Annotated in this window: 16 protein-coding genes; 10 read left to right on the forward strand and 6 right to left on the reverse strand. The window is 62.2% G+C overall.

The window, feature by feature from the left end:
* Nucleotides 1–115: 115 nt before the first annotated feature.
* From recX to Q8L25_RS07205, 6 genes are all read left to right on the forward strand, one after another.
* Nucleotides 116–574 carry a recombination regulator RecX gene (gene recX, locus Q8L25_RS07180; protein WP_308924202.1) on the forward strand — a complete coding sequence of 153 codons (459 nt, stop codon included), beginning with the start codon at nucleotides 116–118 and terminating at the stop codon, nucleotides 572–574.
* A 94-nt stretch (nucleotides 575–668) separates the two neighbouring features.
* Nucleotides 669–2207, forward strand: coding sequence for a class I SAM-dependent methyltransferase (locus Q8L25_RS07185; RefSeq protein WP_308924203.1), 1539 nt, complete (start codon nucleotides 669–671; stop codon nucleotides 2205–2207).
* A gap of 287 nt (nucleotides 2208–2494) precedes the next feature.
* Complete coding sequence (locus tag Q8L25_RS07190) at nucleotides 2495–3055, forward strand: DUF2889 domain-containing protein (protein WP_308924204.1); 561 nt, start codon at nucleotides 2495–2497, stop codon at nucleotides 3053–3055.
* Between the two features lie 76 nt (nucleotides 3056–3131).
* On the forward strand, nucleotides 3132–4301 hold the full coding sequence (gene sucC, locus Q8L25_RS07195) for an ADP-forming succinate--CoA ligase subunit beta (RefSeq protein ID WP_308924205.1): 1170 nt from the start codon (nucleotides 3132–3134) through the stop codon (nucleotides 4299–4301).
* 13 nt (nucleotides 4302–4314) lie between these two features.
* Nucleotides 4315–5196 carry a succinate--CoA ligase subunit alpha gene (gene sucD / locus Q8L25_RS07200; RefSeq protein WP_308924206.1) on the forward strand — a complete coding sequence of 294 codons (882 nt, stop codon included), beginning with the start codon at nucleotides 4315–4317 and terminating at the stop codon, nucleotides 5194–5196.
* Between the two features lie 214 nt (nucleotides 5197–5410).
* Nucleotides 5411–5875: a pilin gene (locus Q8L25_RS07205; RefSeq protein ID WP_308924207.1), complete on the forward strand. Its 465-nt coding sequence runs from the start codon at nucleotides 5411–5413 to the stop codon at nucleotides 5873–5875.
* An 11-nt stretch (nucleotides 5876–5886) separates the two neighbouring features.
* Here Q8L25_RS07205 and Q8L25_RS07210 read toward each other — a convergent pair whose 3' ends face one another.
* Nucleotides 5887–6609, reverse strand: coding sequence for a flagellar brake protein (locus tag Q8L25_RS07210; protein WP_308924208.1), 723 nt, complete (start codon nucleotides 6607–6609; stop codon nucleotides 5887–5889).
* A gap of 92 nt (nucleotides 6610–6701) precedes the next feature.
* Here Q8L25_RS07210 and Q8L25_RS07215 point away from each other — a divergent pair, with 92 nt between their 5' ends.
* The gene (locus tag Q8L25_RS07215; protein WP_308924209.1) at nucleotides 6702–7115 is read left to right on the forward strand and encodes a DUF6713 family protein; all 414 of its coding nucleotides are present in this window, start codon (nucleotides 6702–6704) and stop codon (nucleotides 7113–7115) included.
* Here the strand turns inward: Q8L25_RS07215 and moaC are convergent.
* Complete coding sequence (gene moaC, locus Q8L25_RS07220; RefSeq protein WP_308924210.1) at nucleotides 7089–7595, reverse strand: cyclic pyranopterin monophosphate synthase MoaC; 507 nt, start codon at nucleotides 7593–7595, stop codon at nucleotides 7089–7091. The genes Q8L25_RS07215 and moaC overlap by 27 nt on opposite strands.
* Nucleotides 7596–7715: 120 nt before the next feature.
* On the opposite strand from moaC, the gene Q8L25_RS07225 reads away from it, so the two are divergent.
* Nucleotides 7716–9323: a M48 family metalloprotease gene (locus Q8L25_RS07225; protein ID WP_308925677.1), complete on the forward strand. Its 1608-nt coding sequence runs from the start codon at nucleotides 7716–7718 to the stop codon at nucleotides 9321–9323.
* Here Q8L25_RS07225 and Q8L25_RS07230 read toward each other — a convergent pair whose 3' ends face one another.
* The 4 genes from Q8L25_RS07230 to Q8L25_RS07245 are packed head-to-tail and all read right to left on the reverse strand — an operon-like array spanning nucleotide 9324 to nucleotide 11564.
* A complete protein-coding gene (locus Q8L25_RS07230; RefSeq protein WP_308924211.1) occupies nucleotides 9324–9914 on the reverse strand; it encodes a DUF2946 family protein in 591 nt (196 codons plus the stop codon). It abuts the gene before it with no gap.
* Nucleotides 9907–10908: an alpha/beta fold hydrolase gene (locus tag Q8L25_RS07235; RefSeq protein ID WP_308924212.1), complete on the reverse strand. Its 1002-nt coding sequence runs from the start codon at nucleotides 10906–10908 to the stop codon at nucleotides 9907–9909. The genes Q8L25_RS07230 and Q8L25_RS07235 overlap by 8 nt, the downstream gene beginning before the upstream one ends.
* A 6-nt stretch (nucleotides 10909–10914) precedes the next feature.
* The gene (locus Q8L25_RS07240) at nucleotides 10915–11340 is read right to left on the reverse strand and encodes a nuclear transport factor 2 family protein (protein WP_308924213.1); all 426 of its coding nucleotides are present in this window, start codon (nucleotides 11338–11340) and stop codon (nucleotides 10915–10917) included.
* Nucleotides 11341–11369: 29 nt separating this feature from the next.
* Nucleotides 11370–11564, reverse strand: a complete 195-nt coding sequence (locus Q8L25_RS07245; RefSeq protein ID WP_308924214.1) for a zinc-finger domain-containing protein — start codon at nucleotides 11562–11564, stop codon at nucleotides 11370–11372.
* 278 nt (nucleotides 11565–11842) lie between these two features.
* Between Q8L25_RS07245 and Q8L25_RS07250 the strand changes: the two genes are divergently transcribed.
* Both Q8L25_RS07250 and Q8L25_RS07255 read left to right on the forward strand, forming a co-directional pair.
* Nucleotides 11843–12556 (forward strand): AzlC family ABC transporter permease, encoded by a 714-nt coding sequence (locus Q8L25_RS07250; RefSeq protein ID WP_308924215.1) that lies wholly within the window; start codon nucleotides 11843–11845, stop codon nucleotides 12554–12556.
* Complete coding sequence (locus Q8L25_RS07255) at nucleotides 12549–12899, forward strand: AzlD domain-containing protein (RefSeq protein ID WP_374694242.1); 351 nt, start codon at nucleotides 12549–12551, stop codon at nucleotides 12897–12899. Before Q8L25_RS07250 ends, Q8L25_RS07255 begins: the two co-directional genes overlap by 8 nt.

The following is a 12899-nucleotide window of genomic DNA, read 5'->3' on the forward strand; positions in this document are numbered from 1 at the left end:
CTTAGCAAAGCGGCTTGCCGCAAGGTAGGATCATGATCGCCGTCCCGCGCTGTTGCGCCGGGCGGCGATTGTGTTTGGATCGCAGTCACAGTTGAATCAGAAACAAGGTGGGGATATGGCCAGAGTGCAATTAAGCCTGAAGGGCAGGGCCTTGCGCTTTCTGTCGATGCGCGAACACAGCCGCATGGAATTGCGCCGCAAGCTGCAGCGCCATGCCGAGGAAGGCGACGATGTGGAAGCCTTGCTCGACAGCCTGGAGCAGGCCAACTGGCTGTCGCAGGAGCGTTTTTCCGAGTCGCTGATCCACCGCCGCTCGGCGCGCTTCGGCAACAGCCGCATCATGGCCGAACTGCAAAGCCATGGCATCCAGGGCGAAGCGCTGCAGGAGCTCAAGGCCGGCCTGGCCGAAGGCGAAACCGAACGCGCCTGCGAGGTGTGGCGCCGCAAGTTCGGCGAAGTGGCGCAAGACGCCGAGCAGCGCAACAAGCAGATGCGTTTCCTGATGCAGCGCGGCTTTTCGCAGCGCGCCGTGCAGGTGGCAATCAAGGGACTCGATCCCGATGATGATCAATAATTGTTAACTTGCAGGCAAGGATCAGTTATTCTGCCCACAGACGGTGGCGCATGGTGCGCGCCGGCACTTTCTACCATGGGATACAGGACACCTGATGAGCAACTGGCATGCCGGCTACACGGCCGAAACCGCATACACCTACGGCTATTACACGGAATTGAACCCGCTGCGCACGCAGTTGCTGCTGCTGAGCTGGGGCGTACAGCCGCCCAAGGTCAGCACCGCATGTGAACTGGGGTTTGGCCAGGGCATGACCGTCAATATCCATGCCGCGGCGTCTGGCGTGCGCTGGTATGGCACCGATTTCAATCCGGCCCAGACCGCTTTTGCGCAGGAACTGGCCGAGGTCTCGGGCAATGGCGCCGTGCTGTCGGAACAATCGTTTCAGGACTTTTGCACCCGCAGCGACCTGCCCGACTTCGATTTCATCGCCCTGCACGGCATCTGGAGCTGGATCTCGCCGGAAAACCAGGCGCATATCGCCGATTTCCTGGCGCGCAAGCTCAAGCCGGGCGGCGTGCTGTACATCAGCTACAACACGCAGGCGGGCTGGGCGGCAATGGCACCGATCCGCGACCTGATGGAGCAGCACAGCCGCGTCATGAGCGCGCCGGGGCAGGATTCCCTGACGCGCGTGGGCAGCGCCCTGTCCTTCGTCAACCGCATGATGGAGACCAAGCCGCGCTACCTGCAGGCCAACCCCACCATCGCCGTGCGCCTGCAGCAGATCGGCGAGCAGGATCGCAATTACCTGTCGCACGAATATTTCAATCACTACTGGCAGCCGGTGTCGTTTTCGGCCATCAAGCCGGTGCTCGCTGCCGTCAAGCTCGAGTTTGCCGGCTCGGCCGCCTATCCCGATCATGTTGCGCCCCTCAATCTGTCGCCCGAACACCTGGCCTTCCTGGCGCAGATTCCGGATGCCACTTTCCGCGAGAACACCGCCGATTTCCTGGTCAACCGCCAGTTCCGCCAGGATTACTGGATCAAGGGCAGCCGCAGGCTGACCGCCCATGAACAGAGCACCGCACTGCGCGCCGTGCGCATCCTGCTGGTGGCGCCGATCGAGCACATCACCATGAGGGTGGTGGGCGCCCTGGGCGAGGCCGACATGGAGCAGGCCATCTATGGTCCGCTGCTGGAACTGCTGGCCGATTACCAGATCCATACCATCGGTGAACTGCAACAGCGTTTGCCTGCCAGCGTGGCCGAACTGGGCAATTTGCTGCAGATGGTGCTGGTGCTGGCGCATAAAGCCTGCATTTCAACGGTGCAGGATGACGCCGCGATCGCGCTGGCGCGGCCGGCCACGGCCAGGCTGAACCGGCACTTGCTGGAAAAGGCGCTGGGGCGTACCGACCTGGCCGCGCTGGCCAGTCCGGTGACCGGCGGGGGGATCGGTGTGTTGCATTTGCAACAGTTGTTCCTGCTGGCCAGGCTGGAAGGTCATCAGGGCAGCGACGCCTGGGCGGCATTTGCCTGGCAGGCTTTCCGCGCACTGCAGCAAACCGTGGTGCGCAATGGCACGGTGCTGACGACCGACGAGGAAAACCTGGCCGAACTGGCCGTGCATGCGGAAAGCTTCCTCGTCAACGTGCTGCCGATCCTGCAGGCACTGGGCGTGGCTGACTGACACTATCGCGCCAGCCAGGCGCGTCGCGGCGATGACAGTGATTTTTATGATAGCCATCATTCACAAATTGAATGACTTTATGAAAATCGCTGTTTTCCATTTATAATTTGAAATGTTTTTAACTAAGCACTGAAAAATTATGTTGCGGCGCAACCGGCGCGCAATGTGCTACACTTTTAGGGTTTTTGCGGCGCCGCAGGTGCGGTTGCTGTTCGTAGAAGCTGCGAACGGCGTGCTTTATGCACATGGCTGCTTACTAAATTAGGCCGCGCAAGCGGCATCGGTCCATGCCCCTGTCAACTCCCGTATCCCGGCGCGCCTTACGGCACTCCCGCGTTATCGACGTCCAAGCGTATCTGCGCGACGACGGCCTGTGGGATATCGACGCGCGCATCACCGACATCAAATCGTTCGACGCGACCCTGGCCTCCGGCCCCCGTCCCGCCGGCGCCCCCCTGCATGACCTCCATTTGCGCATTACCGTCGATCGCGAACTGACCATCGTCGAGGCCGAAGCCGCCTCCGATTCCGTTCCCTATCCCGGCTTTTGCGATACCATCGGCCCCGCTTACCAGGCGCTGATCGGTCTGAATCTATTGAAGAATTTCCGCCGCGACTTGAAAGAGCGCCTGGCGGGAATCGCCGGCTGTACCCATTTGACCGAACTGGCGCAAGTCTTGCCGACTGCGGCGGTTCAGGCATTTGCCGGTGATGTCTGGTCGACCCGTGACGGTGCGAATGCTGATTTGCCGCATGAAAAGCCGTTTCAACTCGACAAATGCCATGCCCTGCGCACCGATGGCGGGGCGGTTGCACAGTATTACCCGCGCTGGGTAGCCAAAGCGTGATCCCGGCGCTGTTTTTCCTGTTTTTTTTGCACCACTAACCGTATTTTTACAAATCAGTATCAGAAGGGAAGCCAGCATGAAAATCCATGAGTATCAAGCCAAAGAAATCCTCCGGCAATTCGGAGTGACGGTACCACGCGGTATTCCGTGCATGTCCGTCGACGAGGCAGTCAAGGCTGCGGAAACCCTGGGCGGCCCGGTATGGGTCGTCAAGGCACAGATCCACGCAGGTGGCCGCGGCAAGGGCGGCGGCGTGAAAGTGGCGAAATCGATCGAACAGGTCAAGGAATACGCCGACCAGATCATGGGCATGCAGCTGATCACGCACCAGACCAGCGCCGAAGGCCAGAAAGTCAACCGCCTGCTGGTGGAAGAAGGCGCCGACATCAAACAGGAACTGTACGTTTCGCTGGTCACCGACCGCGTGACCCAGAAAATCGTCCTGATGGCATCGTCCGAAGGCGGCATGGACATCGAAGAAGTGGCCGAGAGCCACCCTGAGAAGATCCATCACGTCACCATCGAGCCAAGCGTTGGCCTGACCGATGCCCAGGCAGACGACATCGCCACCAAAATCGGCGTGCCTGCCGGTTCGATCGCCGACGCCCGCGTCAACCTGCAAGGCCTGTACAAAGCCTACTGGGAAACCGACTGCTCGCTGGCCGAGATCAACCCGCTGATCGTCACCGGCAGCGGCAAGGTCATCGCCCTGGACGCCAAGTTCAACTTCGACCCGAACGCCCTGTTCCGTCATCCGGAAATCATCGCCCTGCGCGACCTGGACGAAGAAGATCCAGCTGAAATCGAAGCGTCGAAATTCGACCTGGCCTACATCTCGCTCGACGGCAACATCGGCTGCCTGGTGAACGGCGCCGGCCTGGCCATGGCCACCATGGACACCATCAAACTGTTCGGCGGCGAGCCAGCCAACTTCCTGGACGTCGGCGGCGGCGCCACGGCGGAAAAAGTGACCGAAGCGTTCAAGATCATGCTGAAAAACCCAGGCCTGAAAGCCATCCTGGTGAACATTTTCGGCGGCATCATGCGTTGCGACGTGATCGCCGAAGGCGTCATTGCCGCGGTGAAAGCCGTCTCGCTGAACGTACCGCTGGTGGTGCGCATGAAGGGCACCAACGAAGATCTGGGCAAAAAGATGCTGGCCGATTCCGGTCTGCCTATCATCGCAGCCGACACCATGGAAGATGCAGCCAAGAGCGTCGTTGCCGCTGCTGCCGGTCAAGCTTAATTAAGGAATCAACATGTCCATTCTGATCAATAAAGATACCAAAGTCGTTACCCAAGGGATCACCGGCAAGACCGGCCAGTTCCACACCCGCGGTTGCCGCGACTACGCGAACGGCAAAGCTGCCTTCGTGGCAGGCGTGAACCCGAAGAAAGCCGGCGAAGATTTCGAAGGCATTCCTATTTTCGCCAACGTGACCGAAGCGAAAAAAGAAACCGGCGCCAACGTTTCCGTGATCTACGTGCCGCCAGCAGGCGCGGCCGCCGCGATCTGGGAAGCTGTCGAAGCTGAAATGGATCTGGCCATTTGCATCACCGAAGGCATTCCTGTCCGTGACATGATGGCCTTGAAAGACCGCATGGCCAAGTCGGGCAGCAAAACGCTGCTGCTGGGCCCTAACTGCCCAGGCCTGATCACGCCAGACGAAATCAAGATCGGCATCATGCCAGGTCACATCCATAAAAAGGGCCGTATCGGCGTGGTCTCGCGTTCGGGTACCCTGACCTATGAAGCAGTCGGTCAACTGACCGCACTGGGCCTGGGCCAATCGTCGGCAGTCGGCATCGGCGGCGACCCGATCAACGGCCTGAAGCACATCGACATCATGAAGATGTTCAATGATGATCCGGATACCGACGCGGTCATCATGATCGGCGAAATCGGCGGTCCTGACGAAGCCAATGCCGCTTATTGGATCAAGGACAACATGAAAAAACCGGTGGTCGGCTTTATCGCTGGCGTCACCGCCCCTCCAGGCAAGCGCATGGGCCACGCCGGCGCGCTGATCTCGGGCGGCGCCGACACGGCACAAGCCAAGCTGGAAATCATGGAAGCGTGCGGCATCACCGTCACCAAGAACCCGTCGGAAATGGCGCGTCTGCTGAAAGCCATGCTGTAATACAGCCTGGTTGAAACAGTACAAAAAAGGAGCTTCGGCTCCTTTTTTTATTGTCTGGTGGCCACGGCCATTCTGGTCGCGCGGCGACGGCGGCGGTCGCAAATGGACGCGCCGCGTCGCTTTTCTTGCCTTGATCCCTGGCCTTGCCCGTGCGCGGCGCTGGCATGGCGCTTGCACTTTCTCCCTGATGAACATGTGAACACAGGAGAACACCATGCGCGCGCAGTCCGGATTTACCCTGATAGAACTGATGATCGTGGTGGCGATTGCCGGCATCCTGGCAGCCGTGGCGATTCCGCAATACAGCGACTACACGATGCGGGCCAAGGTCAGCAATGTGCTGGCGGCGGCCGCGCCGCTGAAGACGGCGGTGGCCTTGTGCGTGCAGGAAAATGGTGGCGAGGCCGGTGCCTGCAGCACCTCCAGCGAAGCGGCGCCCAGCGCGATTCCGGCCTTCAGCGCGACGCGCGAAGTGGCCAGCGCCGCCGTTCTCAATGGCGATATCACGCTAACGCTGGCCAATGACCTCGGTACGGGGCTTGGCGGCCAGACGATCACCATGGCATTGCGTACCGGCAGCAGCAGCCTGACCTGGTTCAACTCGACCAGCATCACCAATACGGCGGCCAGGGAAGCAATTTTGCGCAGCAATATACCGCAGGCGGCGGCGTCGCTGTAAGGTGAACGGACTCAGACGATCTTCTGCCGGTCGGTAATGAGCGCTTCGTAAATCAGGTTTTGCAGCAAGGTATAGTGGGCCGATTCCAGGTCGATGAATTGCAGGCCATAGGTGTAGACATCGTCTTGCCCGCCGACGATGGCGGAGGTGGATTTGCCCATGCTGACATTCTGGATGCGGGCCCGCGTTGCGATGCGCAGCGGCTGCTGGTACGGCGGCGCCAGCAGGGTAAATACCAGGGTCACGCCGCTGTCGTCGGGTGTCAGCATGCCGGGCGACTCGATCAGCGCACCGGACACACTGAGATTGACGATACATACGGGCACTTCGGGCTGGTCGCGGCACATCAGTTGCGCCAGCAGTTCCACCTTGACCCGCATCGCCCCGCGCAAGCTGGTGCCGTTGATGATGTCCGGAAAGCTCAGATGCAGGTAATGCAGCGGCCGGCCAAACACGCGCAGCACGCTGCAGGCAAACGAACACACGCTGACACCCGAAAACACGCGGATGGTCAGCTTGTCACCCTCGTCGAGCACGATGGCCTTGCCGTTTTCCTGCGGTGTCTTGACGATCAGGTATTCATCGCGCAGATAGCCGATCAAGGTGGAAAAATGCCGCACCGGCTTGATGCCGCGATGCGTGATGAACTGGATGCGGCCACCGACCTGCAGGTTCATCGCATCGAATTCGAATTGTTCGAGCTTGGCTTCCATCGCGGTCTCCTTGTCTGTCATGCGCGCGCTTTCCTCATGATGATGTGATCGCAGTATGCATGAAGCTTGCGGAAAAAGCATAGCTGTCAAAAAACGCCGGCGACCTGGCACTCATGTTTTACAATCGCGTCATCTTGTTTATCATGAAAGACATCATGGCGCGCAGCTATTTCTGGACCATGTTATGCCTGATCCTGCATCAGATCGACGCCGCCTACTGGCGTGAATGGGAAATGTTTTATTTGCCGGGCGGCGTGCAGGGCTTCCTGGCATTCAACCTGGCGGCCATCGCCGTGGTGCTGGCCGGCTACCGGCAGGTGCTGCTGGCCTTGCCGCGTGCGCGCCTGTACGCCGGCATCTGTGGCGCGCTGGGAGTGGCTACCTTTTTGATCCACGCCGGCTTTGCGCTGGCGGGGCGGGAACAGTTTCATTTGCCGCTGTCGGTGGCGGTCATCGCGCTGTGCCTGGGGTGTGGTGCGTGGCTGCTCAATGAGCTGCGTTTACAAAGCGGCCGTCCAGTCGCCTGACTTGCCGCCATGCTTTTCCAGCACCCTTACATTGGTCATCACCATGCCGCGGTCGACCGCCTTGCACATGTCGTAGATGGTCAGCAAACCGATCTGTACTGATGTGAGGGCTTCCATTTCCACACCGGTTTTTCCTGTCGTGTCGACCTGGGCGCGGCAGTGGACGCTGCTGGCGGCTTCGTCAATTTCGAAGTCGACCGTCACGCGCGTGATCGCCAAAGGGTGGCATAGCGGAATCAGGTCGCTGGTGCGCTTGGCGCCCATGATGGCGGCGATGCGGGCGATGCCCAGCACGTCGCCCTTCTTGGCGTTGCCTTTGACAATGATGGTCAGGGTGGCTGGCTGCATGCGGATGGTGCCGGCCGCCACGGCGCTGCGGCGCGTGTCCCCCTTGTTTCCCACGTCGACCATATGGGCTTGGCCGGTGGCGTCGAAGTGGGTCAGTGCGCCGGCGGGCGCGTCTTGCTCTGGTGTGGTCATGGTGTCTGGTCGATTTCTGGCGGTTGTTCTTGCCATCATTATAGGGCGGGGCGCACGCGTGGAAAATGACGCCGCTTACAGGTTATGATAGCAGCCGTGAAATCCAAACTTATTTCCCCCATGATCTCCTTGCGCGCCAGTGCGCTGGCGTTGCTGCTGGCCGCGCCATGGACGCTGGCGCAGGAGCCCAAGCCTGGCGTGTATGGCGCCGCCGCCGCCACGCCAAACAAGCCCGAGAGCAAGTGGACGCCGCTGCCGGTGGCGCCCGCGCCGAATTTGCCCAATCTGGGCGACGCGTCGCGCCAGGATTTGTCGCCGGCGATGGAGCGCAAGGTTGGCGAAGAGATCATTCGCAGCATCCGCGGCGACCGCGATTATCTCGATGATGCGCCCTTGCTGGAATACATGAATACCTTCGGCAATGCGCTGGTGGCGGCGCGGCCCAGCGTGCGCGGCGAAACCAGCTACGACTATTTCTTTTTTGTCGTGCGCGATCCGCAACTCAATGCGTTTGCCTTGCCGGGCGGCTTTATCGGCGTGCATTCGGCCTTGTTGCTGGCGGCGCAGACCGAGGCGGAACTCGCTTCCGTGCTGTCGCACGAGATCGGCCATGTGGCGCAGCGCCATATCGCGCGCATGCTGGGCCAGCAGCGCCAGGACGCCTTGATGCCGCTGGCGGCGATTCTGCTGGCTGCGCTGGCGTCGCGCGCCGGGGGCGACGTGGCGATGGGCGTGTTTGCCGCCGGCCAGGGCCTGGCGATCCAGCGCCAGCTCAATTTTGGCCGCGACGCCGAGCGCGAGGCCGACCGCATCGGTTTCCAGATCATGGGCGAAGCCGGTTTCGACACCACCGGCATGGTGGCCTTCTTTGGCCGCATGCAGGCGGCCAGCCGTTCGTACAGCGATCTGATGCCGGCCTATCTGCAAACCCACCCTTTGACCACCGACCGCATCGCCGACATCCAGGCGCGCATCCGCGAGCAGCCGTACAAACAGCGGGCCGACAGCCTGAACTTCCACCTGGCGCGCGCGCGTGCCCGCGTGCTGCAGGATGAAAGCATGCAGGGTTTGCTGAACGCCAAAGCAACCTTCAGGACCCAGCTGGAACAGCAAAGCCGTTTCCAGGTGACGGCGGCCCACTATGGCCTGGCGTTTGTCGCCATCAAGCAGGGCAAGACGCTTGAGGCGCAGGCCGAACTCGATGCGGCCAACGCGGCCTTGCACAAGCCGGCCGGGCCGAACGTGCTGACGTCGGGCGGCACGCAGGGCCCCAATTCGCTGCTGGCGGCACTGGCGCTGGAAGTGCTGCTGATGCCGGCGCAAAAGCCGGAAGTGGCGCCCCTGGCGGTGAAGGCGGCCGATGCGGCGCGCCACCAGTTTCCGCTGTCGCGCGGGATTGCCTATCAGTATGCGGAAGCGCTGATCGCCGACAAGCAGCTCGACCAGGCGACCATCTACCTGCGCGACCAGGTGCAGCTCTACAAGGAAGAGCCGGAACTGTACGACTTGCTGGCCAAAGCTTATTCGACCCAGGGCAAGATGGCCTTGCAGCATATCGCGCTGGCCGAATCGTATGTGCTGCAGGGCGCCACCATGGCCGCGCTGGACCAGCTGACGATCGCCCGCAAGTCGACCGACGCCACCTTTTATGACCAGGCCGTGATCGACGCGCGCGAACGCGAGCTGCAGAAGAAGCGGCGCGAACAGCTGGAAGCGGAGAAGTCCTGATCAGGCCGGCTGCGGTACTCTCTGGTAACCGAAGTGCTGTGGCACTTCGGCGTACGCCAGCGGCCGCACCGGGATCGCCTGGCCGCCATGCAGCAAGGTCAAGGCGCCGGCGCCACTGTCCAGCCATGCCAGCAAGGCTTCGTCGCTGACTGCCTTGCCGTCGAGGCGCAACTGTCCCACCACCTGCGCCATGTCGCGGTCGTCGAGTTGCGCGACGATCTCGCCGTGTTGCAGGATCAGCGTACCGTTGTCGCATAGAAACGCCGCATCGATGGCCGGCAAGGGTGCGCCCGTCTGCAGCACAAAGCCGTGCTGCGGGTCGCTGCGCGCGATAAACGGCGTCGCTTCCAGGTTCAGGTAGACGCGCTGCGGGCCGTTCTGGAAAAACCAGCAGCCGCGTTCATCGTGATCATAGTTACGGTTGATAAAGCCGATCAGGGCCGCATGGGCCAGTTTGTCGCCGGGCAGCTGCAATTGCTGCGCGCGCTCGTCGCGCATGCGCCAGTGGCCGCGCGCGTCCAGCCCCAGCCAGCCGTAGCAATGCGGTACGTTCGGCCATTTGGCCAGCGCCTGTTTGACGAGTTCATCCATGTTCAGCAACTTCCTTGAGAGCGGTGATGGCGCCAGCCTGACAGCTTTGCGCCAACGGTGGCGCCGCGCTGCCCTGTTCGAAGAACTGCAGCAAGCGTCGCGGCAGCCAGTCCAGGCTGCTATTGCTGAAGCCGACATGGCCGCCGTGGCGCGGATAATCCAGGGTCACGGCCGGCGAGGCCAGGCGCGGCAGATATTGCCCCGGTAAAAACGGATCATTCTGCGCGTTCAGCACCAAAGTCGGCACGGTGATGTCCTGCAACACATGCCTGGCGCTGGCGCGGTGCCAGTAGTCGTCGGCGTCGCGGTAGCCGTGCAGCGGGGCCGTCACCACATTGTCGAAGGCGTGCAGGTCGCGCGCGGCCAGCATGGCTTCGCGCTCGAACAGGCCGGGAAACTGCTCCAGCTTGGCCAGGCACTTCGGTTTCAGGGTGTTCAGGAACATGCGGGTATACAAACGGTTGGCGCCCGAGGACAGGGCCTTGCCGCCTTGCGCCAGGTCCAGCGGCGCCGAGACGGCGGCGGCCGCGTCGACGAAATCGGCGCCATGCTGCGACTGCCCCAGCCAGCACAGCAGGGCGTTGCCGCCCAGCGAGACGCCGGCCGCGTAAAATTTGCCTGTCGCGCGGGCATGCAAACGGCGCAGCACCCAGTCCACTTCCTCGGCGTCGCCCGAATGATAGAAGCGGGGCGCCTGGTTGGCCTCGCCCGAGCAGCCGCGAAAATGCGGCACCGCGCCCGACCAGCCGCGCGCCGCCACTTGCGCCATCAGGGCGCGCGCGTAATGGCTGTTCGATGAACCCTCCAGCCCGTGGAACAGCACCACGAAGGGCAGGCCCGGCTGGCCGTCGACCAGGTCGACATCGACGAAATCGCCGTCGGGCGCCTGCCAGCGTTCACGCCGGAACGCCACCGCCGGCTTGGCCAGGCAGGTGGCCGGCACGATGGTTTGCAGATGGCCGCCAGGCAACCAGAAAGGCGCGCGGTAGTTCATCGACGGTTAATGCAGGATCTGCGCTCCGGCCGCGTCCGATGGTGCGCCGCCGGGGGCGATCGAGACATGGTGCAGCACGATGCGCCAGCCACGCGGGGTTTTCACGTAGACATTGGTGGCCAGCAAATGCGCGGGCGTGCCTTCGCTGGCGGTGCCGCCCTCGACCACCGTGTGGACCGAGCTCATCAGGTTATGCGTTTCATGCAGCTGGGTCGGCCGGATATGCAGGCCGCCCCCGGCAAGCACGGCTTCCCACGAGGCGCGGATGGCGGCATGGCCGATCAGGCGCGCGCCGCCCGGGTGGATGCAGACGATTTCCTCATCGTCGGCCCACAGCGCCATCAGCGCATCGAGGTCGGCGCGGTTGAGGGCATCATAGAAAGCCGCTTCGACTTCGGCGGCGCTGCCATTCAATTCCTTCACACTTTTCATGACGACTCCGGTCTGGGCGGCTGGGCGGATTAGTGGTGGCCGGCGCTGGCGCCTGGCTTCAGGGTGTAGGCGGTGCCGCAGTAGGGGCACTTGGCCACGCCGTGGCTATCAAACTCCAGGAACACGCGCGGATGCGACGACCACAGCGGCATGGCCGGGTTAGGGCAGTGGGCTGGCAGGTCTTTACCGTCGAGTTCGACCGCTGGCTGGGTGGTGTTTGTCATCTTGTCATGCTCCGTGAGGCTAAGGTATAAGTTATGGTGAAAATGAAGGTGCGATACAACTGCGGCGAAAGCACGATTTTAACGGATTCGCGCAGGCAGTAAAATTCATCCGTAGAATGGCGGCTTGATCCGCTAGGGCAAGCCGCCGTTTTCACCCGAAAAGCGCGCGTGCATGCCGCCACCATGAACCCTGATACCGTCTTTTCATCGCCGCGCGCGATGCCCTTGGCCTGCACCATCGTTGTGCGAATACTACACTTTGCCGGCCGGAGCGCCGTTTGAGCACCACCGTGCAACGCCAGTCGTTCCGCGAAGGCCTGCTGCTGGGCGCACCCACCTTGATCGGCATCGCCGCCTGGGGCATGGTGGTCGGCATCGCCATGGTGAAAAGCGGCCTGACGGTCACGCAGGCCAGCGTGATGACCCTGCTGGTGTTTGCCGGTTCTGCCCAGCTGGCGTCCTTGCCGCTGCTGGCCGCGCACGCGCCGATCTGGGTGATTTTTGCCACCGCGCTGGTGGTCAACCTGCGTTTCGTGATCTTTTCGGCCCTGCTGGCGCCCCATTTTGCCCACCTGCCGTGGCGCCAGCGTCTTGCGCTCGGCTATATTTCGGGCGATATCGCGGTCGGCCTGTTCCTGCAGCGCTACCCGCTGGAAACGCCCGATCCGGGCAAGGTGCCGTTTTTGAAAGGCCTGATCTACCCGAACTGGACGGCCTGGCAGGTGGGCTCGCTGGCCGGCATTTTCCTCGGCGCCGCGGTGCCGGCCGAATGGGGCCTGGGCTTTGCCGGGACCCTGGCCATCATCTGCGTGACAGTGCCGCTGGTGCCGGGCCGCGCGGCCCTGTGCGGCGTGCTGGTGTCGGGCGCGGTGGCGGTGGCTGCCTTCCGCCTGCCGTACAAGCTGGGCTTGCTGGTAGCGGTGCTGGCCGGCATGGTCACCGCCATGGCGGTGGAAGAACTGACGGAAAAATGGACGAAAAAACATGGCTGACGCAATCAACCTGGACAGTTTTGACGTATGGGCCACCATCGTGGTGCTGGTGCTGGCCACGGCCGCCACCCGCAGCACCTTCTGGCTGGTGGGCCATCACATCACGATTCCGCGCCGCGTGAACGAGATGCTGCGCTTTGCGCCGGCCTGCGCGCTGGCGGCGATTATCGCGCCCGACCTGCTGATGGATGGCGCCCAGGTACAGCTCGACCTGTTCAATTTGAAACTGCTGTCCGGTATTGCCGCGACGATTTTTTATTTGATACGGCGCAATATGCTGCAAACCATCGTGTTCGGCATGCTGGTTTTCACCGGATTGCGCTTGTTGCATGTTTTTCAGTAA

Origin of the sequence: Janthinobacterium sp. J1-1, from assembly GCF_030944405.1 — a bacterium.
Taxonomy (GTDB): Bacteria; Pseudomonadota; Gammaproteobacteria; order Burkholderiales; family Burkholderiaceae_D; genus Janthinobacterium.